The sequence below is a fragment of the Corynebacterium phoceense genome (assembly GCF_900092335.1).
In the GTDB taxonomy this organism is placed as follows: Bacteria; Actinomycetota; Actinomycetes; order Mycobacteriales; family Mycobacteriaceae; genus Corynebacterium; species Corynebacterium phoceense.
The window spans coordinates 182487-206465 of the sequence record NZ_LT596208.1 but is presented as its reverse complement, the minus strand read 5'-3'; the positions used below and the strand labels follow the sequence as shown (position 1 = coordinate 206465).

The window sequence follows — 23979 nt, the reverse complement described above, 5'->3', positions numbered from 1 at the left end:
GCGCATCGTAACGTTTCGCCTCTGGTAACGAATGAAGGACAAGAAAGAAGAAGTTAGATGCGAAGCACGACTCAGCGCGCCGGCTCCGGCCGCCACCGCAAGATCGCTACCGCACAGACCGCAAAGGGCCGCATCGCGCTCTTCACCGTCGCCGCGGGTGCCGTCTCATCCGCAGGCGTTGGTGGCGCCACGGCCGCACAGCTGCAGTCCGGTTCCGAGACTCAGGACGTCAAGCTCGCCGCTACGACCAACCCGCTGGGCGACGCTCAGGAGCAGCTGCAGCAGTCCGCTGATGGCGCAATGACCGCCATCACCACCGCCCCGCAGGTCCTCAACCTTGCCGAGGTCAAGCCGGTGCCCAACCTGGACGAGCAGCTCAACACCGCTATCCAGGCATCTGAGGCCCGCCAAGCTGCCGATGAAGCTGCTCGTGCACCGTCTGTCGCTCGCCCGGCCGAGGGCGCTTTCACCTCGCCGTTCAGCCCGCGCTGGGGCTCCTTCCACTACGGCATCGATATCGCCAACTCCCCGGGCACCCCAATCCTCGCCGTCATGGACGGCACCGTCATCGACTCGGGCCCGGCTTCCGGCTACGGCCAGTGGATCCGCATCAAGCACGAGGACGGCTCCGTGTCCGTCTACGGCCACATGCAGACCCTCGACGTCGCCGTCGGCGAGCACGTCACCGCCGGCCAGAAGATCGCTGGCATGGGTTCGCTGGGCTTCTCCACCGGTTCCCATCTCCACTTCGAGATCCACCCGGACGGCACGACCCCGGTCGACCCGGCCGCATGGCTCGCTGAGCGCGGTATCAACGTCTAAATAAGCGCCTCACACTTCTACCGTCGCTGAGTGCCCGCCTCCTTCACGGAGGCGGGCACTCGGCGTTTTTCGTTCCTCCCCACAGCACCGCCCCAGCCATGGCCACCGAACATTCAGGCTCCTCGGCACGTGTAATCACGGGCAATAAGGGCCGCACAAGCCCCTCTTACCTCTACTGTGTGTTAAATCACTTTAATACACATGCCGCTTGCGGACGCGTCAGCATTTTCACCCCTGAACTACCCCGTTTCACCACTTTACTCCGGGGAGGTTCAAGACTTTAGTGCCAAACGGGGGTAAAGAGGTAGCACTCAGACGGCCCAGTACGAACCTCGCCCATACACATATATACAAACCCCCACATCACACCACCGAACGCACGTGCCATTGACGCCCCAATGGTTACCCGGTAATCTAACTCTCGGGTTACCCAGTAACCAACGCCCTTACCAGTACACATACCGCTTTCGTGAAGGACCATCATGTCAGTGAAACATTCACTATTGGCCCTGCTCGCGGCCGCGCCGGCGAGCGCGAGCGCCCTGCAGCATGGCTACGCGGAAGAAACGGGATCCACACTCAACATCGGACAGGTCTCCCAAACGCTCACCCGGTTGGAGCGCGACGAGCTCATCGCTCAGTCGGGCACCACCACCGGTCCCACTGGGCGCAAGGCCGATCAGTACGCCATCACGGAGGAAGGCCGCGCAGAACTGCACAACTGGTTCAACGCGCCCGTCCTCCCTCCGGCGGCTGACCGCGACGAGCTCGTCATCAAAGTCGCGCTCGCCGCACGCCGTCCTGAGATCGATCTCGTCTCGCTCCTCGATAACCAACGCTTCGCCACGCTCCAGGCCGTCCGCGAGCTCACCGCCGCACAGCGCGACATGCCCCAGGTGCGCAGCGCTCACCGTCTCGCTTCAGAGAAACGCATCTTCGAGCTCGAAGCCACGCTGCGCTGGCTCGACCGCGTCGAAGCGCTCGCTCCCCTTTCCACCAACGCACAGGAGAATGAAAACCGATGAATGCCGCCTCTCCGCTCCCCCTCGAGCTCCAGGACGTCACGTGCGTCTTCGGCACCGGCGCCCGCCAAGTCACCGCGCTCGACTCCGCTTCGCTCGAGCTACACCCCGGCGAGCTCGTCGCCGTCATGGGTCCCTCCGGTTCCGGTAAGTCGACGTTGCTCAATGTCGCGGGGCTCCTCCTACGCCCCACCTCCGGTCGCGTGCTCATCGAGGGTGTCGACACCGCGGACTTCTCCGCGCGTCGCGCCGCCCAGGCTCGCCGCAAGCACTTGGGCTTTGTTTTCCAGGACTTCAATCTTGTCTCCACGCTCACCGTCGGCGAGAATGTCACGCTGCCGCTTGAGTTCGACGGCGAGTCCCCCTCCCGCTGCCGCGAGCTTGCCGATGCCGCCCTCTCCGAGGTCGGCCTCGACGGCGCAGGGTTTGCCGATCGCTACCCCGAGGAAATCTCCGGCGGTCAGGCCCAGCGCGTCGCCATCGCCCGTGCGCTCATTGGCCCGCGCCGCGTCCTCCTCGCGGACGAGCCTACGGGCGCGCTTGATACCGCCACGGGCGAGGACGTGATGAACGCCCTGCGCGCGCGCATTGACGCCGGCGCCTCCGGACTCCTCGTTACGCACGAGCCACGCTTTGCCGCGTGGGCCGACCGCGTCGTCATGGTCCGCGATGGCCGCCTCAGCGAACCAGGCGCGCCACAGGCCGCGCGCCTGGGACAGGAGGAGAAATAATGTCTTCTCTTGCCGCCGCCACCCGCGCCACCCGGCGCGACATGTTCCGCGCGCCCGGACGGCTCATCGCCGCAGTCCTGCTCATCGCGCTGCCCATCGCAGTCGTCGTTGCGCTGGCCATCAGCGACGCCTCCGGCAGCGGGCGTCTTGCCAGTCCCGCGAGTGGTGAGCAACTCGCCATCGAAGGCGGGACCTGCGTGCAGGAACCGGGCATGTACTCGGGAACGTGCACCGGCGATCAGCGCATGCCCACCGCGTATTCCGATGCCGAGGCCGTCGTCCCCGACTCCATCGAAATTGGTCGCCAGCTGGAGTTCACCGTAGACGTTGCGAAGGGCGCGGATGCTACTCCGACGGGTACGTACTACTCTCCCATCGTGCAGCTTTCCCCGGACTTCTTGCCTGAGGATCTCCCTACATCGCTGGGGCCTGATGAGATCTTCCTCGACAAGTTCAATGCGGAGGCGATGGACATCTCTGTCGGCGATTCCATCACCACGGCCCTGCCCGATGGAACGACGCGCACGCTCACCGTCGCTGCTATCTCGCCTTCATATCAATCGCTCGTCATCGACGGCGCGCTCTATGACCGCGAGGTCGATCTCCCGACCACTGTGGAGGCCATGGTGACGTGGCTCTACCGGCCACGCGGGGAGATCTCGTGGGCCGACGTCGAATACGTCAACGTGCGCGGCGGCATGCTGCTGAGCACCGACCTGGCCACGCATCCTCCGGCCGATGCCCCTGAGATCAATCCGGACCACGCGAGTGCCGCGCCGATGGCCTGGGCCGGCATGACACCTGGCCAGGTTGCGTTGGCAATCCTCAGCGCGCTGGCATTCTATGCGGTCATCGCACTGCTTATCGTTCTGTTTATTTCGCCCGTATTCTCGCTGGCGCTCGCTCGCCACACGCGACTGTTCGCGATGCTCTCCGCCCAGGGTGCGTCGCGCTGGCACATCGCGGCCGCGGTCTTGGTCTTCGCGCTCTTCGCCGGTGCCATCGGCGCCACGCTCGGCGTGGTCCTCGGCGGCGGCATCGGCTGGGCCTGGTGGGCTATCGCGAACCCCGGGTGGAGCGTGCACATCGCGTGGATGAGCATCGGCGTCGCGTGTCTTGTCGCCGTACTCGGCTCGATCACCGCCGCCGCGGTGCCTGCCTATCTCACCGCCCGCAATTCTTTAGCCGGTGCCTTGGCTGGCGGCGCACCCGACCGCATGGTCCGCTGGCGCTGGTGGATGGTGTGCGGCCCCGTCTTACTTGCGCTCACGACCATCGGCGCCCTCGTCCTATGGTTCGCCGAAACCCCGGGGAACCGTCACTATGTCTCGGGGGGAGACTGGTGGACCATCATCGTCTTCGTCGGTCTCGTGGCGATGACGTTGAGCATTCCAGGGCTCGTCTTCTGGGGCGCACACGNCCGCACTCGTGGTGGGTGGTGTCGTCTCGATGCGCACCGATGATGCCCAAGGCCAGGCCATAGCCGCGACGTATACGCCGAGCAATCTCGCCTTTGTCAATGCGGACTCCCGGGAGGCCGCCCGCGAGGGCATCGGTCGCATTGCGCCACACCTCGGCCCGACCAAGGAGGTCGACGTCTACGCACTCGATGCGGACGCGCGGCGTGAACCTTACGGCCCAGACGACAGCTCGACGCAGCTCTATGCTCCCGCGGCCGAGGAGTGCGCCGCAGCGTATACCGATGACCCAAGCGCCGTGGTATACGCCGACGCACATGGACGCACGACCGACATCGATCCAGACGCCGCGCGTGCCTGCCTGTCCACGCTGGCTGGCACCTCTTCAAATCCCTCCGAATCGCCCCTGGGCAACCGTCTCATCGTCGCGTCCCAGGACACCATCGAGGATCTGTTCTCGCTTTTTAAGTTCGACTCACCTGAGGATCGCGACCGCGCGGCGGCAACGCTGCGCGCCGGCGGCGTGGTCATCAACAAGGGACATGGCTTGGCCGACGCGAAGACCACTGAGGTCGTGTCCAAGCGCTACGACGCAGTCGAGATTGCCAATGACGGTAGCTACGCATGGGAGGAAGCTTCGAAAGAAGCACGCAAGGAGCTTCCCATTGCGGAGGCTCTGCCGCTCCACGCTAGGTCGCTCACCCTTGTGAGCGAGGATGCCGCGCGCGAGCTAGGCGTCAAGGTCATCTATGCCGGTACTGCCTTGCTCACCGATGACCCCATCACGCGCCACCAGGACAACACCATTCGTGAGGACATTTATGGCAGTGAGGAAGGCGACCCGCCTGCTCCCCTGGCGTACGGGTATTCCTCCGCGGTCTACAAGTCCTACAATCCGCCGACCTGGCCATTCGCCGCAGCAGTCGCAGGTCTATCCTTCGTCGCGTTGGCACTCGTCATCGCGCTCGCCGCCGCCGGCATTCGTCGCGAGTCCCGAGTCTTCGCCTCGCTTGGCGCAGCTCCCGGCTTCGCCGCCAAGGTCGCGGCCCTGCAGGCGGGACTCGTCGCTGCCCTCGGCCTGTGGACTGGCATCCTCGCTGGACATGTGGGCGCCTTCTTCTTCACTACCCGCGACGCCCACACCATTGCGGGCGAGGTATACCGGTGGGGCAGCCTTCCGTACTACCAACCGTCGTGGCTCATGATGGCCGTCGGCGTGGTCGTTCCCCTCGTCACGGCGGCACTCGCGTGGTGGGTCCACCGCCCACGGCTCGACGCGCAGGGACGCGACCGAGCCGATCTGCTTCCGGGACGCGAGGCCGAGCGCTCGCTCGTTTAGCACGCAGGCGCCATCGCAGGCCTGGCTACATGGTGCGCGGTAGCGACACGCCGATTCTCACAGAAATTCCCTGCACACTCTCGCGTGCGCAGGGATTTCTTCTGTGTGCAGCGTTCGGAGATGCTGATGAGCTGGGAGGATACTGAATGTTACAGAGACGATATTTAGCCACCCCCGACCCTTACCCCCGTTCGCTAAATCGAGACTTTACAGTTGTAACACCTTTCACATTAGTAACATGCGTAACACGCTGGCATGTTCGAATGGTTTTCGAATTTGGGGCATTTACCTGCATATTTTGACGTGTTGCCAATGGCGGACCCACGGGATAGCTTTTATTTCGTTGCCATAACGTGGCCGGAAATCGTGGAGCGACACGCCGACGGCCACTGGCAGTAATTTTTTGGAATTTTGTCCAACCCGAAAAGGACTCTTTTTATGAAGCGCACCCACCGCACGGGCCTCGCCGCCGCCGCACTCATCGCGGCGCTCGGCGTCGCCCCGGCCGCCACGGCGCAAACCCCCGTTGCCTCCTTCAACGTCTCGCAAGGGTCGTCCCAATCGGAGTCAAACGGAGCCGTGGACGGTGCTGGCCTCCTGGGCGCCGCCATCGGCTTTGCTCAGGCGGCGAACGGCGTCCTCAACGAGGGCGTTGTGCCGACTATCGATTACAAAGCAGAGACCAACGAGCTCAACATCGTGCTGGACCCGTCCATCGTGCCGGGCCTGGCTGAGGCTTTCGCTCCGTCGACGAGCACGGGTGCGCTCAACACGAGCATGCGCGGCCGCACGGCCTCCGGCGCCACGGTGGTCTTCCCGACTTCGGGTACCTACACCTCCGGCTTCGGTCAGCGCTGGGGTGTGATGCACAACGGCATCGACATCGCCAACCCGATTGGCACACCGATTGTCTCCGTCATGGACGGCACCGTCATCAGCTCGGGCCCCGCACAGGGCTTCGGCAACTGGATTCGCGTCCAGCACGACGACGGCTCCGTGTCGGTCTACGGCCACATGCAGGCCAGCTCCCTACTCGTGGGCGTGGGTGAGCGCGTGAGCGCCGGCCAGCAGATTGCGTCCATCGGCAGCGAGGGCCAGTCCACCGGCCCGCACCTGCACTTCGAGATTCACCCGGACGGCACCACGCCGGTGGATCCGCAGGCTTGGTTCGCCGAGCAGGGCATTAACTTCTAGTTGCAGCCCGGCTTACCGCGCACGGTCTAAAGCTTTTCCATCGGCACACCACCGATGAGCATGAGTCGGACCGTGCCCGCCGAGCCAAAATCAATGGTCACCGTCGCGCGAGCGCCGGTGCCACTGGCGGCCACCACCTTGCCGAGTCCGTACTTGGCATGGTTGACGCGGTCGCCGACCTCAAGGTGAAGATTCTTGTTCTTTGGCATGGACGAGGACGGTTCACGGCGCCGCTGCGTTGGGGAAGACGCGGACGACCCGGAACCACGCGAGCCGCCACCGCGGCTGCTCCCGTACCCCGACCAGTCACGGCCGAAGCTGCGGCCATAAGAATAATCGTCTCCACCACTGCCCCACGCTCCAGCTCCGTGACCGGAGCTGGACAAACTGGAATCGGGCTCTTCGCGGCGCCAGTCGATGAGATCTTCCGGGATCTCGCCGAGGAAGCGGCTGGCCGGGTTCGTCAAGGGATTGCCCCACGACGAACGCAGAATTGCTCGCGTGAGATACAGCTGCTCACGGGCACGCGTGATGCCGACATACGCCAGACGGCGTTCTTCGCTCAGCTCCTTCGGGTCTCCGAGGGAGCGCACGTGCGGGAATTGGCCGTCCTCCCAGCCGGTGAGGAAGACGACTGGGAACTCCAAGCCCTTGGCGGTATGCAGCGTCATGAGTGTCACGACTCCCTGTTCGGAGTCCGGAATCTGATCCGCGTCAGCGACCAGCGAGACCTTCTCCAGGAAGGCTTGCAGGGAGCCCGGCGCGGCTTCTCCGTCTTCTTCGGCTTGCTTTAGCAAGTCCTTATCGTCGTCATCCATAAACGCCATCTGGTTCGCGGCCTCCGAGGAGAACTCGCGCGCGACGGAAACCAACTCGTTGAGGTTATCGAGGCGCGCACCATCCTGTGGATCATTCGACTGCTCGAGCTGTTCTTTATATCCCGTCGCCTCGAGGATCGCCGTGATGAGCTCACCCAGATCCGGCTGCCCTGTCACCTCATTGGTCATGCCCGGCAGCTGTGCGCGCAGGCCATCCATCATCTCATTGAAGCGCCCCACCGCGTTGCGTGCACGGGCGCCGAGGCCTGGGACCTTGTCCACGGCGGCATCGACAAGCGCGCGGCCAAAGCTCACCCCCATATTGTCCGCATGGACCGCAATGTGGCCCTGGGCTGCGTCGCCGATCGCACGCTTGGGCACGTTGATAATGCGGCGCAGGCTCACCGTGTCATCCGGGTTATCCATGATGCGCAGGTAGGCCACGATATCGCGGATCTCGCGGCGCTCGTAGAAGCGCGTGCCGCCGACCACCTTGTACGGGATGCCCGAGCGCATAAAGATATCCTCCACCGCGCGCGACGCGTTGTTCGTGCGGTACATGACCGCGATATCGGAGTAGTTGCGTCCGCTATCCGCGAGCTGGTCGATCTCCTGGGCGATGAACCGGGCCTCATCGTGCTCGTTGTCCGCGACGTAACCGATGATCTTGGGCCCCTCCCCGTGGGCGGTCCACAGGTTCTTCTCGCGGCGGTGCTCGTTCTGCGCGATGACGGCGTTCGCGGCGTTGAGGATATTCTGCGTCGAGCGGTAGTTCTGCTCGAGCAAAATCGTGCGCGCCTGCGGGTAGTCGCGCTCGAATTCCTCGATATTGCGAATGGTCGCGCCGCGGAAGGCGTAGATAGACTGGTCCGAGTCGCCAACGACGCACAGTTCCGGATTGGGTGCCACGCCATCGCCGACCAACGCGGAGACAAGACGGTACTGCGCGTGGTTGGTGTCCTGGTACTCGTCAATGAGCACATGGCGGAAACGCCGACGATAGAAGTCCACCACCTGTGGGTGCTGGGTGAAGATGCGCACGACCTCACCAATGAGATCATCGAAGTCCACGGCGTTGGCCGCGCGCAGGCGGCGCTGATACTCGGCGAAGACCTGCGCGACTGTTGTATCGAACGGGTTCTTCGTCTTCGAGGCCTCCGCGAGCGCCTCCTCCGGACCGACGAGCTCATTCTTGTGATTTGAAATCTGGTTGGCGAGGACACGGCCGGTGTACTTCTTCAGGTCCAGCTGCATGTCCTTGGCAATCATGGTGAGCAGCCGGCGCGCGTCATCGCTGTCGTAGATCGTGAAGTTCGTGTTCAGCCCCGGCACAAGCTGCGCGTTCTGGCGCAGGATGCGCACACAGATGGAGTGGAACGTGGAGACCCACATACGCTCCGCAACGGGACCTACCAGCTGCCCCACGCGCTCTTTCATCTCCGCCGCCGCTTTGTTGGTAAACGTGATGGCGAGGATCTGCCACGGCTGCACGCCGCGGCGATGCATGAGGTACGCGATGCGGCGCGTAAGCACCGCCGTCTTGCCTGAGCCCGCGCCTGCCACAATGAGCAGCGGCGCACCGATGTGCTCCACGGCTTCCTTCTGCTGGGGGTTGAGACCCGCAACGAGTGGGTCCTCCCCCGCTGGCTGGCCGTTACTGGCGGCCTCTGCAGCGCCCGCGGGCGCGCCGAAACCGCCCTGGGTGCGCGGACGGAAGCCCGGCACGGGTGCCTGCGACGCACGCGCGGCACTATCTCCGCCAAAGGGATTCTGGCCGACGTTGCGCGTGGAGCCGGAGTCCGACTTCGAGGCAGGGTTCGAGTTAAAAGGAGACGCGTTATCCATGATGGCTTACAACCGTACTAGCAGCCGCCGACACGAGTCGTTCCCCACGCCCGAACACCCGCCCCTATCTTGCCCCTATGCTTGGCTTTTGGTGTGTCCGCGACTACATTATGAGCGCATGAGCGCTGACACTAACTCCGGTACCGATTTCCCCGAGGGCACCGACATCCCCGAGACCGGCACGACCACCCCGAACGTCGAGTCTGACTTTGACGTCCGCATGCCGTCCGGCACGGACGATCCCCTCTCCGACGCGGAGATCCAGCGCTACCGCGAGGAGATCAACCGCATGGACCGGATCATCCTCGACGCCGCCAAGCGCCGCCAACAGGTCTCCCAAGCCATCGGGCGCACGCGCATGAGCTCCGGCGGCACGCGCCTGGTCCACACCCGCGAGGTGCAGATCATCAACCAATTCCGCGATGAGTTGGGCGAGGAAGGCCCCGCCATCGCGTCAGCGTTGCTACGCATGGGCCGCGGGCGCCTGGGCTAGACACGCGCGCTGTGGCGAAAATCCCCGATCGGGCACCATTTTTCGCTATCTTTGCCCGCTCGTGCGTGAAACTTTTGGACTACGGTAGGAAGATGTAAAAGACCCCGCCTGAATAAGCGAAGGAAGGCCCCGCCTTATGTCCATTACGTCGAACCCTCAATGGAACGCTCTCACCGAGCTCGCCGCAGCTCCACGCCCGAATCTGCGTGAGCTCTTCGCCACAGATCCCAACCGCACGAAGAACTGGACGTTCGACGCCGCTGGTTGGCACGTCGATCTGTCGAAGAACCTCATCAACGACGCTGTGCGTGACGCGCTCCTCGACATGGCCCACGCGGCGGGCATCGAGTCTTCCCGCGACAAGATGTTTGCGGGCGAGCACCTCAACTCCACCGAGGACCGCGCCGTCCTCCACACCGCACTGCGTGCTCCGGCGGGCACCAAGCTCACCGTCGATGGCCAGGACGTAGACGCCGATGTCCAGGAAGTGCTCAACCGCATGGAAGGTTTCGTCGCCTCCCTGCACAACGGCTCCTGGACCGGCCACTCCGGTAAGAAGATTAAGACCGTCGTCAATATCGGTATTGGCGGCTCGGACCTCGGCCCGGCCATGGCTTACAAGGCGCTGCGCACCTACCTCGCCGGCGATATTGAGGCGCGCTTCGTCTCCAACGTCGACCCATCCGATATGGCGGCCAACCTCGCGGACCTCGATCCGGAGACCACCCTGTTCATCGTCGCCTCCAAGACCTTCACCACGCAGGAAACCCTCACCAACGCCCACGCGGCACGCCGCTGGACGCTCGAGGCCTACGACGGCAACACCGAGGCCATCGCCAAGCACTTCGTCGCCGTGTCCACCAACGCGGAGAAGGTCGCCGAGTTCGGCATCGATACCGCGAACATGTTTGGGTTCTGGAACTGGGTGGGCGGCCGCTACTCCGTTGACTCCGCCATTGGCCTGTCGCTCATGGCCGCCATCGGCCCGGAGAACTTCCGCGAGTTCCTCGCTGGCATGCATGCCATGGATGAGCACTTCCGCACCGCACCGCTCGAGGAGAACGTTCCTGTCCTCATGGGTCTGCTCGGCGTCTGGTACACCGACTTCCTGGGGGCGCAGACGCACGCCGTGCTCCCCTACTCCCAGGACCTCGCCCGCTTCCCTGCGTACCTGCAGCAGCTGACCATGGAGTCCAACGGCAAGTCCGTGTGCCACGGCGGCAAGGATGTGGACTACAACACCGGCGAGATTTACTTCGGCGAGCCGGGCACCAACGGCCAGCATGCCTTCTTCCAGCTCATGCACCAGGGCACGCACCTCATCCCGGCTGACTTTATTGGCTTTGCCCGCCCTCGTAAGGACTTCCCCACTGCGGACGGCTCGGGTTCCATGCACGACCTGCTCATGGGCAACTTCTTCGCGCAGACCAAGGTCCTGGCTTTTGGTAAAACCGCCGAGGAGATCGCCAACGAAGGCGTCGACCCCGAGGTCGTCCCCCACAAGGTCATGCCGGGCAACCGCCCCACCACCACGCTGCTCGCCGAGGAGCTCACCCCGCACGCCCTCGGCGCGCTCATCGCCCTCTACGAGCACATCGTGTTCACGGAGGGCATGATCTGGCACATCAACTCCTTCGACCAGTGGGGCGTGGAGTTGGGCAAGCAGCAGGCGAATGACTTGGCCCCGGCCGTCTCCGGTAAGGAAGAGGTCAACTCCGGCGACACCTCCACTGACGAGCTCGTGCGCTGGTACCGCCAGAACCGCTAAGACCACATCGCGCGTCCCCGGCCTCGCCGGTGGCGCACAAAGGAGAAACTCTCAGTTCACCATCGCGGTGGAACTGAGGGTTTCTTTTTAGGACTGGGACGCGTCCTGCTGCTTCTTATCCCACAGGTGCCTGCGGACTACGAAGATGGGCAGCACGAGGACGAAGTAGAACGCCATGAACCCCACGACGTAGAGAATCACTCCGTCCGAAGTCACCTCGCTCCACGGCACGCCTTCCTCATTGGAGGACGCCACCCCGCCCCAGCCGGTCACCTGGCTTACATAGAACGTCGCGATGACCAACAAGGGAAGGATGACGAAGGAGAACCACCACGGCGGCACCCACGGGCGCCCGTCCGAGTCCCTTCTATAGAAGGCTCCACCGAATCCCATAGCGCTGTCCTTTCTCTGTATGTCTAAGCACTCAGCGAAGAGAATCCTATTTTCAGTGCGCTCACGCGGTGACCGCGGCAACCAAAAATTCCGTCGCGAGCGCTTGAGGAATCACGGATATCCCGCCACGGTATGCGCTTGCCATCATCAGCCCGACGAGCTTCATCAAAGGCAGCAACATCCGCTTCCATTTCGAGCTCCTCACGCCTTTCTAGATCGCTAACGGCAACGATTGCCGCAACGCGTTTCCCATTGCGGGTAACGATCGTCTGCTTCCCAGTAAAGCGACTTTCATCAATAGTGACGCCCAATTCGTCGCGGTGCTCCCGCTGCATACTCCGCCATGCAGGATGCCATCGATGCTCTCGCGACCGATCCATTCCCACGGGCTACAAGAAACTCCAAGGGCGAGGGGACTTTCGCATCCGCGTGGGAAGGTACCGCGTGGTGTACACCGTTGACCACGGACAACTCGTCATCGAGATTTTCCCCTCGGTGCGCGCGGAGGTGTCTATAAGAAATAGGGACGCCCACATCAACCGTGGCGTCCCTACATTTCCAGTGTGGTCTGCGTTTACGCTGCGCTCGATCCCTCATCCTTCGAGCTCAACGCAAAGCCGTCCACAGTGACCTTCTTCTGTGCGACGCCGGTCTCCGGTGCGGTGGCGCTGGCGGTGGCCTTGCCGGCCGGGCAGTCGAAGTTCACCTCCACGGTGGTGCCGGCTGGGGCATCGAAGCCCACGGTGCCGTTCTCCGCGGTGAATTTGGCTTCCTCGGTCTGGATCTCCGGCCACGTGCTCGTGTAGGAACAGCGCATGGGAAGGCCGGCGCGGTCTACGACGGTGAAGATGACGGTGCCCTTCGTCTCGGTCGGGGCGCTCGAGCCGAGTCCCGGCACGAGGGAAGCGATCAGCGTGATGATGAGCGCGACCACCGCGGCGGCAGGGCCGGCAAACTGTTGCAGCTTATCGAGGCTAAAACCAGGCATGACGAACTCCTTGTAAAAAATGAGAACTAAGTTGTCCTCAGCCTATCCCATTTCCGCTGCCGATAGCCGGTTTCTGGAGAAAATTCTTAGAGCTTGATCATGGGCTCCCAGCCGTGCGGGATGACATCCGAGTCCACGATCTTGCGGCCGAACGGGAAGCAGGTCACCGGGATCATCTTGAGGTTAGCCAGGGCCACCGGGATACCCACGATGGTCACGGTCTGCGCGAGCGCGGTGGCGACGTGGCCGATGGCCAGCCAGAGACCTGCAACGATAAACCACATCACGTTGGAGACGGCCGACATGCCGCCGGTGCCTCGGGCAGGCTGCACGACGGTCTTGCCAAAGGGCCACAGGGCAAAGCGTGCCATGCGGAACGAGGCCACGCCCATGGGGATGGTGACCACGAAGATGCAGGCGAGGATGCCTGCCAGGAAGTAGCCCAAGGCGAGGAGGAAGCCGCCGGAGATAAACCAAATCACGTTGAGAATCGTCTTCATGAGCCCCAGCCTAGCCGCACAGACCTGCAGGGCACAGGGGTGGAACGCTCGGATCGCCACCAGCGTAACCAGCACCTAAGATGAAGCACCATCATGAGCACACCTCCCCCGCATAAGAACATCCGCTATCCGCGCATCACTGCACTCATCGCTATCATCCTGGCCGCGGTCAATTTGCGCTCCGTCATCACGGCGATCTCCCCACTCATTCCGGAGATCCAAGCCTCCACCGGCATGAGCGGAACCATGGTGGGCATCATCGGCACGGTGCCCACTGCGATGTTCGCGGCCTCGGCGTTCGTGCTCCCCCGCATCAAGGCACGCTTCACGCTCAGCGAGATGATGCTCCTCTCGCTCGGACTTACCGCCGTGGGCCAGCTCCTGCGCGTCGTCTATCCCAACGAGTGGCTGTTGCTCGTCGGCTCACTCATCGCGCTGTTTGCCATCGGCATCCTCAACGCGACCATGCCGCTTGTCGTGCGCGAATACTTCCCGCGTCACGTGCCCAGCATGTCGCTCACCTTCATGATGTCGAGTCAGATCATGCTCGCCGCAGCACCCGTTGTCGCCGTACCCATGATGGACTGGGCGGAGAACATGGGCCTGCCCGGCTGGCAGATTTCGCTTGGTTCCTGGGGTGTGCTCGCCGCCATCGCGGCAGTAAGTTGGATGCCGCTGCTCATCCACCGCGGCCCGAACCCCATCGACACCGCGCCCGAGCCCAACTTCCGTCTGCCGGTGTGGCGCACCACCATCGGCGTCGGCATGGCCTTCATGTTCGGCTCCAATTCGCTGGTGGCCTACACGATGATGACGTTCATCCCGCAGATCTTCACCGACGCGGGCCACACCGCGCAGTACGGCGCGAATATGCTCGCTCTTTTTAGTGTTCTCGGCATTCCTGTCACGATCGCCGGCCCATGGCTCGCCGGGCGCCTGGATAACGTCTTCCCCGTCGTCATCATGTCCGCGGTCTTCTTTTCTGCCGCAATGTTGGGCCTTGCTTTCGCCCCGCTCGCAGCGCCGTGGCTCTGGGTCACGCTCGCCGCCGTCGGTACCGTCCTCTTCCCCATGGCCATTGTGCTCGTCAATATCAGGGCACGCACCCTCGAGGGCGCCACCGCGCTCACCTCCTTCGGCCAGGGCGTCGGCTATACTTTCGCCTCGCTCGGCCCACTGCTCACCGGCGCCGCACGCGAGGCCACCGGCTCCTTCTTTATTCCGCTCGCCGTCATGGCCGCCATCGGACTCGTTACCCTCGTCGCCGGCTACTTCGCATCCCGCCAGACCTACGTCGAGGATCAACTCCCTCGTACCGCTTAAACCGCAGAACGGATCCGTCGCACCACGTATCTATCAATTACCGCCGCTCTAGTACCGCGATGGCAATATGGACTCGGTTGGTCCCACCAATTTTTTCCAAGATGTGCTTGACGTGCGTCTTGACCGTCGCCACGGAGACATAGAGCTGCTCGGCGATTTCAGTGTTATCAAGTCCTTCAGCTATCAGCTGCGCGACATCGTTTTCGCGTGTGCTGAGCCCCTCCACATCCAGGGATTCTGCGGGAGCCTCATGCGGCGTAGCCAATAGCTTGGCCAGAGCCTTTGGGCTTAAAAGCTGTTGGCCTTCTGCTACAGCGCGCACCGAAGCAACGAGCGCCTCCGGCCCCGTCGTCTTCAATAAGAACCCCATCGCCCCGGCATGCAGTGCATCCACGATGAATGCATCGGCATCAAAGGCCGTCAGCATAACAACGGGTATATCGGGAACAGCAGACTTGAGCTTCTTGACTGCCTCGATCCCATCCATGACCGGCATCCGGATATCCATCAAAACTAGGTCAGGTCGACGCTCAGTAACCAGGGCGACTCCGTCGCGGCCATTGCTCGCTTCGCCTACTACCTCAATATCGCCTGCGCCTTCCAGAATGAGTCGAATTCCGCTCCGCAACAGTTCCTCGTCATCAACCAATACAACCGAGATCATCGTTCCTCCAACGGCAAGTACAAACTCCAGCTAAATTCCTCATCGTCATGGACGTCTAATCGCCCTCCTGCTAAACGTGCGCGCTCACGCATACCCATTAGTCCGTTTCCGCCTCCTGTAGCGAGCACTTTCTCGGCTTTTCGATTCCGCATCGTTACTCGTGCCATGTCGTCCTCGCGGTCTACCTCGATGTGGACCTTGTGCCCCGGCGCGTATTTGCGCGCATTGGTTAGGCCTTCTTGCACTGCGCGGCTCAGCGCGTGGACACCCATCGTTGATAGCTCACCGGTGCAATCGTCAACATAATTGACCGCTACTTTGGTCCCGGTAGCGCGTGCACGTGCAACATGGTCCTCAAGACTAGTGCGGGGATCAATCCGGTCATCAAAGCGCAACGAATGCAGCACCCGGCGCAAGTCATCCACTGCGTGCTCTGCTTCAGATTGAATTGTCGCCGCTGACTCGGCTACTTGTTCTCGGCTCAAATCGTCGCGATAGGCAAGTCCGCCGGCAAAGACGGAGATGAGGCTCAGTCTGTGTGAGAGCGAGTCATGCATGTCACGAGCAATTCTCTCGCGTTCTTCTTGCCGGGCTTTTTCTGTACCTGCCTGCAACTTTTCCTCGTTGAGTTCTGCCTGAGCGACAAGAATGCTCTGCTTTTCTCTGCGATTATGCCGGGCTACGCCTATGAGGAACCCGGAAAGAACGAATACACACCACAGCAGGCCATATCCAAACACGCTCATGGGGATCGTCTCGAACGCATCGGGATCGTAGACCTTGACTCCCAGGCTCGCAGTCATCGCTACGAGCCCGGCCACGCCCCACCGCACGTTGCCGCGCGAGACGAGGGAGATATAAACGACGTAGACGCTCACGGCGAGCTGATGGAGGCCTGCCGTTGCGCAGATCATCACCGCGGACACCAGAGAGATCAACGGCCCCGGGTAGTTTTCGTACGGGCTGTATTCGCGTGGTACGTGGCGCAAAGCCAGCGGCAAAAGGAACCACGAAGCAACCGTCACAATTCCCGCTATGGCTGCGTAGTTCATCGACGTGTCGCTCCATTCGGAACCGTCGCGCCGGTCGAAACCGACGAACATCCACACCAGCATCCCTACGTCCGCAAGCACACAAAAGACAATGAGCGCTACGCGCCGCCATCTCGTTACTCCTTGTAATTCGTGGAGGTGTTTTGCGTAGGCCCGTTGGTGCAACCAGTTTTTAAGTGTCATCTCCACCCAGAGTAGTAACGCCTACTCGGCGTTAAATCCACCCCAGGGTGGATTGTTTCGGACAGCGTCGTTTCTAGCGTTGAAGACATGCACAAGAAAGTACCTACCATCATGGCTCTCGCCGCCGTCTACTTCGCCGGCGTCCCTGTAGCCAACGCTTTTCTGCCCGATCCGCACAACCCCACCAGCGCCGTAGCATTTCACAACCTGGAAATCCCCGGATTGGAATGCGAGCAAGGCCTCGGCTACCTGAAAGATACTCCTAGCTGGGAATGCGATGGCGTCACGATTTATGCCAAGAGCAGCAAGACTTCCCAAGAACCCAACGAATACCTCCCGCGGCAACATCGCGCGTTCAACTACACGTCGCAGCTCCCACAGGCCGTCGTCGACGATCGCGGACAAGGCGTGTACCAAATCGAGGACTTCGGAAACATCACCGTCGGTCTAGACCGCGATGGTGGCAAAGACTTCTTCCATCTCGACGGCCCGAATGCCGCGAAATACGCCGAGCGCATCAAGGAGCACGCATGAGAATCCTCTACTACCTACTCGTAACCGTAGGCCTCGCCTCCTCGGTCCACTTTCAGCTCCAGCTTCCGTATCTCCAGGCCAGCCTCCTCGCCGGTCTCATCAACGGCCTCGTCCTGTTGTTCATCTCGTGGCTCATACTCCGCAAACATAAGGGCGCCGTACTTGGCTTCATCTGGGGCATCGCCTGTACCGGTCCCGCTGTATTCTTTGGCACTCAACTCGACGAAATACAAGCCAAATTCCATTTGCAATGGCTTGACGCCGCAGGATTCGCACCGCTCAACGAGGAAACACTCAAGTTCATCGGTGTCTTACTCATCTGCACCTACTTCATCAAACCCGAACGGGCGCGAGACTACGTTTTTGTCGGTATCGCGGTGGGAATGGGATTTGCCATTGTTGAAGACTTCGCCTTTATTGCGCGCATTACCCTCTACGATCTTGATTCCGATACCGTCGGCGCTGCAGCGGGCGTCTCTATCCGAACGTTCGGGAACCCCTTTGGGCATGCGCTCTATACCGGTCTCGCAGCATTCGGACTATCACGCAAGAACCCCTTCCTGTGGTGGCTGCTTGGCGTCGCCCTGCACACGCTTAATAATCTCTTCCCCTCGCTGGCCTCCACCTTCCCCGACGCGAATTGGCCGATTATCGCGTCGTTCTGCGTCGTCGCAGGCACGTGGACTACGTGCATCTGGCTCTATATCCGCTTGGTTCGCTCCGCGCGCCGTGAGCGAAAGCTCAGCCAATCAGATGTTTCAGATGCCCCAGCACACAGTCCCCTGGTACCGGCAAAGAACTAAGCCGTCCCCTGGCAGTACGGACACCACCAAATAATCCGCTCTAGTTCGCCTTCATCGCCATTGGCGTCGACGCCGCCGAGCACTCCCTTCTCGATGGGCGTGCCGCAGCGTCGGCAGCGCGCATTATTGCGACCGAAGACATACGTCGTCTCCCCGGCGCGCCGCACACCGGTCGTGACTCGGATGGGCGAGAACCTGTTGGCCCACATGATTGTCCGCGAGACATCCATGATCTTCTCGACGTCGACGTCGCCGACACGCTCCGCGGGATGCATGCCCGCGATAAAGCAGGCCTCGGCGCGGTACTCGTTGCCGATGCCCGCGACGTTCTTCTGGTCGAGCAGCGCCGCGCCGATGGGACGGTCGGGCCGCGCCTCGATGCGCCGGATCGCCTCCTCGCGCCCGCCATTTGTCTCCCAGTCCGGGTCGAGGATGTCTGGGCCCAGATGCTCGATGCGCCCTAGGTAATCCGACTCAGGATAGACCTCGACGAAGCCTAGCGTGTGGCCGACAACCTCAATATCGCGCGGCTCGTTGGCCAAGCGCAGCACGACGCGCGCGGTATGCCCCGGCGCGCGCCACCTATCCCCCGCGTAGTGGATATGCCACTGCCCTTCCATCTTCAGGTGCGTGTGGAGGATAAGCGGTTCGCCCTCCGCCCCCGCGAATTCCATAAAAAGGTGTTTGCCGTAGGGCCACACGGCCACGCATTCCATCGCATCGAAGCGCGCCAACGCATAGCGCGGCACCCGCACCGAGGTCTTCGTCACCTCGCGGCCGACCATGAACTGCATGCGTTCGGCCAGCTGCAGGACGGAATCACCCTCAGGCACGCGGCATCACTCCTTTTTTAACGACTGGCGATTCTACGCCAGCCCTACACTGAACCAGTAAGGAGTCATCATGACATTCAACTGACTCAACGCCTACGGCGCCGACCAACTCGTGGTGTTGCTCGTACCGAATATCATCGGGGCGCTCGCCGGCGGCAACGGCGACGCGCAACCGCCGGTGGACGTCCCCGTCGCACTCACGGTGGCCGAGAATATCGCCCGCTGTGCGTGCATAATCCTCGTGGTTCTCCCGCTCGGCGTGGGCAGATTTGAGATGCGGACGCGCGCTGCTCCCCGCCGTCATGTTCATCAGTTGCGGCGCGGTGCTGCGTCACCACCTGCTCACCGCCGCGAGCCTGTGCTTTGCTGGCTCTTCCGGTTTTAGAGTGCATTGATTAGTTCGCCGGGGGTTCGGGCGTGGCACAAGATATTGGGGTCCTTGGCTTTGTAGGAATAAGGGTGTCTAATCCATCCGTACAAACCAAGGACCTACTGTGCAGCCTAACGGAAATGTCATCGTCGATACCATCTGCCGCACCGCAGAACTAGGAGTTACTATCACCGGGGCCGCAGAACACGGCGATGTCACCGTCATCGAAGCCGAGCCCGTCGAGCCCATCAATGAATGCCCCACGTGCGGTCAGCCTGGAGTATTCCGCGACCACGTCATCCGCAGCCTGGTCGATCTGCCCATCGTCGGCCACCCAACACGCCTTCATGTGCGCCTTCCACGCTACCGGTGCACCAACAAGCGCTGCTTGCAGAAGATCTTCCGCGCGGGCCTTACCTGCGCGCCCGACAATTCAAAGACCACGGACAGGGTGACCCGCTGGATACTGCAACGACTCTGCCTAGATCGGATGAGCGTTGCCGCTGCAGCCAAGTCATTAGGCCTGGGGTGGGATACCACCAACGCCTTGGCCTTAGCCGCTGTCCAGGACTTGATCTACAACGACGAGCACTACCTCGACGGGGTCAAGGTCATCGGTGTTGATGAGCATCGCTGGTCGCACAACCGACGCACATGGCGCGACGGATACGTCACCGTCATCGTTGATATGACCGACCACCACGACAAGGATGGAAACGTCATCCGCCCCGCTCGGCTTCTTGACGTTGTCCCAGGCAGAAGCGCTGACGCGTTACGAACATGGCTGAATAATCACAGCGAGCAGTTCCGCGATCAGGTCAAGATCATCAGCATGGACGGCTTCCAAGGCTATGCCACCGCCGCTGGCGAAGTCATTCCCAACGCCACCCAAGTCATGGACCCGTTCCACGTTGTACGCCTGGCCGGTGACAAGCTCACCAAGTGCCGCGCCAGGCTCCAGTTAGAAACAACAGGCCGACGTGGCCGCAGCAAAGACCCGCTCTACCGCAACCGGAAAACTCTGTTGACCACCGAGGGCTTGCTCACCGACAAGCAGCGCGGGAGGCTTGAGGAACTGTTTGACTTCGACGACGACTACGCGCCGCTACAAGAGACCTGGACCTACTACCAACAAGTCATAAGCTGCTACAACAATCCCAACAAGCAAGCAGCCAAGAAAGCCATGAGCACGCTCATTGACACGCTTGTTGACATCAAAGACGCCGGGATCGCTGAGATCGCGCAGCTAGGCAGGACCATGAACAAACGCCGCAAGGACATCCTCGCCTACTTCGACCACGGAGTATCCAACGGACCTGTCGAAGCGATTAACGGTCGGTTGGAATTCCTACGCGGCATCGCCCTGGGATTCCGCAACCTCGACCACTACATATTGCGGTGCCTGATTCACGCCGCCAACATCCGACACAAAATCAATGCACTCTAAAACCGGAAGAGCCGCTTTGCTGTGGCGCACATCTGGATTACGGTGCTCACCCACAGCGGGCTTGCAGCTAACTCGAAATCACAGAAAGCTCCAGCGTCCCTGGAGCGTTGTGGATATTCGCAACGGAGCAGAATCCGTGCGTCGTCGTGGGAATTTTGGCGCCGCACACGACAACGTTGGTATTGTTGTTGCGAAGCCACTCAGTGGCAATTAGGCAACGGGCCCCGCACGTGATGCGACGGCCCGCCCTTTCTTTTTCGCAGCTTCTGGTGTCTCCCCAGGCCCGACTATCACGCCGCATCACGCTCGTTCCCGGATTCAGCCAACTCCAATTGTGCGGACCACTGCACTGTCGGTTAACTCCGAACAGACACAGAACGTAAGCCGTTGCGTTTAGGCGAGGCCGGAAGTAACTCCCGGCACCGACGCCCTACTCTCCCACGGCGTGATGACATGCTCGCGCTTCAGGTCGCGCACAGAGGACACGCCGAGCAGCGTGCAGGCAGTCTCCAGTTCGGAGGTGAGCAGCTCGATGGTGCGATCCACGCCCTCGCGCCCGCCCGCCATCAGACCGTAGAGGTAGGCGCGGCCGATGAGCACGAAGTTCGCGCCGAGCGCTAGGGCAATCGCAATATCGGTGCCGGACATGATGCCGGAGTCGTAGACGATCTCGGCGTCGAGGCCGAGCTCGGCGCGGATGGCTTCGAGAGCGCGCAGCGTATTGACCACGCGGTCGAGCTGACGGCCGCCGTGCGAGGAAACCACCACGCCATCGGCGCCGAGCTCGATCACCTTGCGGGCGTCAGCAGGGTTGACGATGCCCTTGACGAGCATCTTTCCGTCCCACTGCTCGCGAATCCACGCGAGATCGTCGAAGTTGAGACCCGGGTCAAACATCGTGTTGACGAGCTCACCCAGAGTACCCGTCGTCGAGGTCAGCGACGCGAAGGTGACCGGGTCCGTCGTGAGGAAGTTGAACCACCACTCCGGACGCCACGCGGCGTCAAGAACGGTGCCGGCGGTGAGCCGCGGCGGGATGCGCATGCCGTTGCGCGTGTCACGCAGGCGCTGGCCCGCGACCGGGGTATCGACAGTGACGACGAGCGTGTCGTAGCCACTCGCCGCCGCGCGACGCAGCAACTCCGCGCTGGCCGTGCGGTCCTTCCATAGGTAGAGCTGGAACCAGCGGCGCCCGCGTCCGGAGGCCCGCTCGACCTCCTCCACGGAGCGAGTACCCATTGTCGACAGCGTGAACGGGATACCCGCCGCCGTTGCTGCCGATGCCCCCGCATCCTCACCCTCGGCATGCATAAAGCGCGTAAACCCGGTCGGCGCAATACCGAACGGCAGCGCGGAACGCCCACCCGCAATGTCGACGGACAGGTCGAGCTCCGTGGCACCTGTGAGCACGTTAGGCAGTAGACGAATGGAGCGGAAGGTCTCCCGTGATTCGTCATAGGTAACCTCGTCGCGCGCGGCGCCGTCCACGTAGTCGAAGGCAGCCTTCGGAATGCGACGCTTGGCAATCTTCCGGAGATCCCACACGTCAGCGGCCTCCGCAAGGCGCGCGGCGCGACGGTCGAGGGTCGGCCTCTCAAAGCGCATGAGGTTCTTCAGTTCTGAGACTTGGGGCAATTGACGCTTGAGACGCATGACGGTTCTCCTCTTCGTGGTTCGTAGTGCGGCCGTAGAAAGCGGTCCTGCTTTCATTCCTACTCTTCTACAGAAATAGCGCCAAACTGAGGTCCTCCCCCAGACAGCACGAAACCCCAGCGCCACCGAAGTGACACTGGGGGCGCATGCGAGGAAACCTAGTGGCGGATGTTCACACGCTTGTGGTTGTTGGAGCCAGCCTCGATGAGCGCGACCATGCCCACGGCGTAGTCAGCGTAGGAAATCTCGTTGTTGCCGTTGGCATCGACGGTGAACTTGTCGGAGTCGACAATCTCAAACTTCCCGGTGCGCTCACCCTCGGCATCGAACTCGGCAGCCGGGGACACGAAGGTCCAGTTGAAATCATCACGCATACGCAGGTAATCGAGCTGCTCCGACTGTGCGGAAGCCAGCGGCACGAACATATTCGGGAAGTCCGGAGTCTCGAGCAGCTTGGTGCCCTTATCGTCCACGATCATGGAACCGGCACCACCTACAACGTAGAGACGAGCATCGGAACCGGCGAGCACGTCGCCCAGGTGTGCCACGGACCTGGTATGCAGCGGCAGCGTCTCCGGGGTAAAGGCGCCGAAGGCGTTGACGACAGCGTCGAAGCCAGCGAGGTCCTCCGCCGTGATGTCCATAATGTCGCGCGTGATGACGTTCGTTGCAGCGGAGCGGTTCTCGCCACGCACGATGGCGGTGACGTCGTGGCCTGCGGCCTGTGCTTCCTTGACGATGCGCTGGCCGGCCTTGCCGTTGGCAGCGATGACGACAATCTTCATGGGAGTTCTCCTTCAGTAGGTTTAACTTTAACGTTGAAGCCAACCTTACGCGCATGTGGTATCTTTACGGAAGTAGGAGCCAAAAAGAAACTATCAAGGTCACAGCCATGAAACAGCCGCTTACTTCTTTGCCCGCCTGCCCCGTCGAGACGACACTCACGCTTCTGTCCAACCGCTGGCGCGCCATGATCCTGCGCGATCTCCTCGACGGCACCATGCGTTTTAACGAGCTGCGGCGCTCCGTGACCGGCATTAGCCAGAAGGTTCTCACGTCGAACCTGCGCGAGATGGAAGACACCGGCATCGTCCACCGCGAGGTCTTCGCCGAAGTCCCGCCTCGCGTCGAGTACTCGCTCACTCCGCTCGGCCAGTCTATGCGCCCCATCCTTGACGCCATGGACGAATGGGGCACGCACTACCAGCAGCAGGTTGCCAAGGAAATCGTCTAGCACTGGTATCCACGCTCCGCCGCTCACCCAGCTTTGGGTTTATGGCGCTTCACGCCGCCAAACCAGCCCCCAAACGCAACAAAACCAAAGCCAGGATGTGCTGCGGCACCAGTCGTATCCCTAGCGCCGATACCCACGCGGCCGGAAACCACCCGGCGCGGACCGCCAGCCTTCACACCCCGCGTCGGCAGCACCATCAGAGGGTTCGGCCTCCGGCACCGACTCCAGCGCATCGGAAAGCGACCGTCCCCGCCTGCTCGGCGCCACGGAGGTCGAAAGCTTGCCAGAAATCCGCACGCCCTTCGGAGTAATCCCTGCGCCGTGCTCGCGCAGCTGATTCGCCAACGGGGTCTCAAAGACCGAGGCCCCGTTGGCCTTTTCGATGGTGAGCGGCGAGAGGCGCCCAGATGCGACGGCCTCAGTGAGCGCCGCCACGATATAGCCCACGACCTCGCCGCCATCGATGCCCGCGGGCACCGGGAAGGTCGTGAGCGTCTTGCCGCCACGCGTGAGGTGCGCGACGGGCAGGCCGTCCACGAGCACGACCAAAGC

General features: G+C 62.2%; 24 protein-coding genes. 13 read left to right on the top strand and 11 right to left on the bottom strand.

All coding sequences use genetic code 11. The annotated features are described in order from the left end of the window. Positions 1–57 precede the first annotated feature (57 nt). From BN9444_RS05150 to BN9444_RS05125, 6 genes are all read left to right on the top strand, one after another. Positions 58–822 carry a M23 family metallopeptidase gene (locus tag BN9444_RS05150; RefSeq protein ID WP_066487763.1) on the top strand — a complete coding sequence of 255 codons (765 nt, stop codon included), beginning with the start codon at positions 58–60 and terminating at the stop codon, positions 820–822. Positions 823–1304: 482 nt separating this feature from the next. Continuing rightward, a complete protein-coding gene (locus BN9444_RS05145) occupies positions 1305–1847 on the top strand; it encodes a PadR family transcriptional regulator (protein ID WP_066487761.1) in 543 nt (180 codons plus the stop codon). Continuing rightward, the gene (locus BN9444_RS05140) at positions 1844–2575 is read left to right on the top strand and encodes an ABC transporter ATP-binding protein (protein ID WP_068801542.1); all 732 of its coding nucleotides are present in this window, start codon (positions 1844–1846) and stop codon (positions 2573–2575) included. The genes BN9444_RS05145 and BN9444_RS05140 overlap by 4 nt, the downstream gene beginning before the upstream one ends. Then, positions 2575–4038: an FtsX-like permease family protein gene (locus BN9444_RS15435; RefSeq protein ID WP_068801541.1), complete on the top strand. Its 1464-nt coding sequence runs from the start codon at positions 2575–2577 to the stop codon at positions 4036–4038. The genes BN9444_RS05140 and BN9444_RS15435 overlap by 1 nt, the downstream gene beginning before the upstream one ends. Next, positions 4025–5332: a hypothetical protein gene (locus BN9444_RS05130; RefSeq protein WP_068801540.1), complete on the top strand. Its 1308-nt coding sequence runs from the start codon at positions 4025–4027 to the stop codon at positions 5330–5332. Before BN9444_RS15435 ends, BN9444_RS05130 begins: the two co-directional genes overlap by 14 nt. Before the next feature lie 438 nt (positions 5333–5770). Beyond that, entirely contained in the window at positions 5771–6526 is a 756-nt protein-coding gene (locus BN9444_RS05125; RefSeq protein WP_068801539.1) for a M23 family metallopeptidase, read from the top strand. A 26-nt stretch (positions 6527–6552) separates the two neighbouring features. Here BN9444_RS05125 and pcrA read toward each other — a convergent pair whose 3' ends face one another. Continuing rightward, positions 6553–9189, bottom strand: a complete 2637-nt coding sequence (pcrA, locus tag BN9444_RS05120; protein WP_084759251.1) for a DNA helicase PcrA — start codon at positions 9187–9189, stop codon at positions 6553–6555. A gap of 118 nt (positions 9190–9307) precedes the next feature. On the opposite strand from pcrA, the gene BN9444_RS05115 reads away from it, so the two are divergent. Then, positions 9308–9682, top strand: coding sequence for a chorismate mutase (locus tag BN9444_RS05115; RefSeq protein ID WP_066487746.1), 375 nt, complete (start codon positions 9308–9310; stop codon positions 9680–9682). Between the two features lie 136 nt (positions 9683–9818). Beyond that, the gene (gene pgi, locus BN9444_RS05110; RefSeq protein ID WP_068801538.1) at positions 9819–11450 is read left to right on the top strand and encodes a glucose-6-phosphate isomerase; all 1632 of its coding nucleotides are present in this window, start codon (positions 9819–9821) and stop codon (positions 11448–11450) included. 87 nt (positions 11451–11537) lie between these two features. Here pgi and BN9444_RS05105 read toward each other — a convergent pair whose 3' ends face one another. The 4 genes from BN9444_RS05105 to BN9444_RS05095 all read right to left on the bottom strand — a co-directional run bounded on the left by BN9444_RS05105 (position 11538) and on the right by BN9444_RS05095 (position 13331). Next, positions 11538–11843: a hypothetical protein gene (locus BN9444_RS05105; RefSeq protein WP_066487730.1), complete on the bottom strand. Its 306-nt coding sequence runs from the start codon at positions 11841–11843 to the stop codon at positions 11538–11540. Positions 11844–11866: 23 nt separating this feature from the next. Continuing rightward, positions 11867–12178, bottom strand: coding sequence for a type II toxin-antitoxin system Phd/YefM family antitoxin (locus BN9444_RS13515; protein WP_077210045.1), 312 nt, complete (start codon positions 12176–12178; stop codon positions 11867–11869). A gap of 239 nt (positions 12179–12417) precedes the next feature. Next, on the bottom strand, positions 12418–12831 hold the full coding sequence (locus tag BN9444_RS05100; RefSeq protein WP_068801537.1) for a hypothetical protein: 414 nt from the start codon (positions 12829–12831) through the stop codon (positions 12418–12420). Positions 12832–12917: 86 nt separating this feature from the next. Continuing rightward, entirely contained in the window at positions 12918–13331 is a 414-nt protein-coding gene (locus BN9444_RS05095; RefSeq protein ID WP_068801536.1) for a YccF domain-containing protein, read from the bottom strand. Positions 13332–13424: 93 nt separating this feature from the next. Between BN9444_RS05095 and BN9444_RS05090 the strand changes: the two genes are divergently transcribed. Beyond that, positions 13425–14654 carry an MFS transporter gene (locus BN9444_RS05090; protein WP_083297841.1) on the top strand — a complete coding sequence of 410 codons (1230 nt, stop codon included), beginning with the start codon at positions 13425–13427 and terminating at the stop codon, positions 14652–14654. A gap of 37 nt (positions 14655–14691) precedes the next feature. Here the strand turns inward: BN9444_RS05090 and BN9444_RS05085 are convergent, their stop codons facing one another. Both BN9444_RS05085 and BN9444_RS05080 read right to left on the bottom strand, forming a co-directional pair. Beyond that, complete coding sequence (locus tag BN9444_RS05085) at positions 14692–15318, bottom strand: response regulator (RefSeq protein WP_068801535.1); 627 nt, start codon at positions 15316–15318, stop codon at positions 14692–14694. Then, the gene (locus BN9444_RS05080; protein WP_233423548.1) at positions 15315–16553 is read right to left on the bottom strand and encodes a sensor histidine kinase; all 1239 of its coding nucleotides are present in this window, start codon (positions 16551–16553) and stop codon (positions 15315–15317) included. Before BN9444_RS05080 ends, BN9444_RS05085 begins: the two co-directional genes overlap by 4 nt. Before the next feature lie 87 nt (positions 16554–16640). Here BN9444_RS05080 and BN9444_RS14705 point away from each other — a divergent pair, with 87 nt between their 5' ends. Next, positions 16641–17087 carry a hypothetical protein gene (locus BN9444_RS14705; protein WP_199872851.1) on the top strand — a complete coding sequence of 149 codons (447 nt, stop codon included), beginning with the start codon at positions 16641–16643 and terminating at the stop codon, positions 17085–17087. Next, positions 17084–17890 carry a PrsW family glutamic-type intramembrane protease gene (locus BN9444_RS05070; RefSeq protein WP_068801533.1) on the top strand — a complete coding sequence of 269 codons (807 nt, stop codon included), beginning with the start codon at positions 17084–17086 and terminating at the stop codon, positions 17888–17890. Before BN9444_RS14705 ends, BN9444_RS05070 begins: the two co-directional genes overlap by 4 nt. On the opposite strand, the gene BN9444_RS05065 is transcribed toward BN9444_RS05070, so the two are convergent. Further along, positions 17887–18723: a DNA-formamidopyrimidine glycosylase family protein gene (locus BN9444_RS05065; protein WP_068801532.1), complete on the bottom strand. Its 837-nt coding sequence runs from the start codon at positions 18721–18723 to the stop codon at positions 17887–17889. The two genes, BN9444_RS05070 and BN9444_RS05065, sit on opposite strands and share 4 nt — an antisense overlap. A 494-nt stretch (positions 18724–19217) precedes the next feature. On the opposite strand from BN9444_RS05065, the gene BN9444_RS05055 reads away from it, so the two are divergent. Continuing rightward, entirely contained in the window at positions 19218–20540 is a 1323-nt protein-coding gene (locus BN9444_RS05055; protein WP_066509688.1) for an ISL3 family transposase, read from the top strand. 393 nt (positions 20541–20933) lie between these two features. Here the strand turns inward: BN9444_RS05055 and BN9444_RS05050 are convergent, their stop codons facing one another. Both BN9444_RS05050 and BN9444_RS05045 read right to left on the bottom strand, forming a co-directional pair. Further along, positions 20934–22193 (bottom strand): alpha-hydroxy acid oxidase, encoded by a 1260-nt coding sequence (locus tag BN9444_RS05050; RefSeq protein WP_068801530.1) that lies wholly within the window; start codon positions 22191–22193, stop codon positions 20934–20936. A gap of 158 nt (positions 22194–22351) precedes the next feature. Beyond that, positions 22352–22978 carry an NAD(P)-dependent oxidoreductase gene (locus tag BN9444_RS05045; RefSeq protein WP_068801529.1) on the bottom strand — a complete coding sequence of 209 codons (627 nt, stop codon included), beginning with the start codon at positions 22976–22978 and terminating at the stop codon, positions 22352–22354. Between the two features lie 107 nt (positions 22979–23085). Here BN9444_RS05045 and BN9444_RS05040 point away from each other — a divergent pair, with 107 nt between their 5' ends. Next, positions 23086–23427 (top strand): winged helix-turn-helix transcriptional regulator, encoded by a 342-nt coding sequence (locus BN9444_RS05040; RefSeq protein WP_066512130.1) that lies wholly within the window; start codon positions 23086–23088, stop codon positions 23425–23427. A gap of 120 nt (positions 23428–23547) precedes the next feature. Here the strand turns inward: BN9444_RS05040 and BN9444_RS14700 are convergent. Continuing rightward, positions 23548–23979: hypothetical protein (locus BN9444_RS14700; protein WP_199872850.1), on the bottom strand; the 432-nt coding region annotated here is incomplete at its 5' end.

Coding starts and splice junctions, on each gene's coding strand:
- BN9444_RS05040 (WP_066512130.1), top strand. CDS start 23,086: ATGAAACAGCCGCTTACTTCTTTGCCCGCCTGCCCCGTCGAGACGACA.
- BN9444_RS05115 (WP_066487746.1), top strand. CDS start 9,308: ATGAGCGCTGACACTAACTCCGGTACCGATTTCCCCGAGGGCACCGAC.
- BN9444_RS13515 (WP_077210045.1), bottom strand. CDS start 12,178: ATGCAGCGGGAGCACCGCGACGAATTGGGCGTCACTATTGATGAAAGT.
- BN9444_RS05080 (WP_233423548.1), bottom strand. CDS start 16,553: ATGACACTTAAAAACTGGTTGCACCAACGGGCCTACGCAAAACACCTC.
- BN9444_RS05050 (WP_068801530.1), bottom strand. CDS start 22,193: ATGCGTCTCAAGCGTCAATTGCCCCAAGTCTCAGAACTGAAGAACCTC.
- BN9444_RS05095 (WP_068801536.1), bottom strand. CDS start 13,331: ATGAAGACGATTCTCAACGTGATTTGGTTTATCTCCGGCGGCTTCCTC.
- BN9444_RS05150 (WP_066487763.1), top strand. CDS start 58: ATGCGAAGCACGACTCAGCGCGCCGGCTCCGGCCGCCACCGCAAGATC.
- BN9444_RS05145 (WP_066487761.1), top strand. CDS start 1,305: ATGTCAGTGAAACATTCACTATTGGCCCTGCTCGCGGCCGCGCCGGCG.
- BN9444_RS05045 (WP_068801529.1), bottom strand. CDS start 22,978: ATGAAGATTGTCGTCATCGCTGCCAACGGCAAGGCCGGCCAGCGCATC.
- BN9444_RS05070 (WP_068801533.1), top strand. CDS start 17,084: ATGAGAATCCTCTACTACCTACTCGTAACCGTAGGCCTCGCCTCCTCG.
- BN9444_RS05085 (WP_068801535.1), bottom strand. CDS start 15,318: ATGATCTCGGTTGTATTGGTTGATGACGAGGAACTGTTGCGGAGCGGA.
- BN9444_RS05130 (WP_068801540.1), top strand. CDS start 4,025: ATGCGCACCGATGATGCCCAAGGCCAGGCCATAGCCGCGACGTATACG.
- BN9444_RS05090 (WP_083297841.1), top strand. CDS start 13,425: ATGAGCACACCTCCCCCGCATAAGAACATCCGCTATCCGCGCATCACT.
- pgi (WP_068801538.1), top strand. CDS start 9,819: ATGTCCATTACGTCGAACCCTCAATGGAACGCTCTCACCGAGCTCGCC.
- pcrA (WP_084759251.1), bottom strand. CDS start 9,189: ATGGATAACGCGTCTCCTTTTAACTCGAACCCTGCCTCGAAGTCGGAC.
- BN9444_RS14705 (WP_199872851.1), top strand. CDS start 16,641: ATGCACAAGAAAGTACCTACCATCATGGCTCTCGCCGCCGTCTACTTC.
- BN9444_RS05105 (WP_066487730.1), bottom strand. CDS start 11,843: ATGGGATTCGGTGGAGCCTTCTATAGAAGGGACTCGGACGGGCGCCCG.
- BN9444_RS05125 (WP_068801539.1), top strand. CDS start 5,771: ATGAAGCGCACCCACCGCACGGGCCTCGCCGCCGCCGCACTCATCGCG.
- BN9444_RS05100 (WP_068801537.1), bottom strand. CDS start 12,831: ATGCCTGGTTTTAGCCTCGATAAGCTGCAACAGTTTGCCGGCCCTGCC.
- BN9444_RS05140 (WP_068801542.1), top strand. CDS start 1,844: ATGAATGCCGCCTCTCCGCTCCCCCTCGAGCTCCAGGACGTCACGTGC.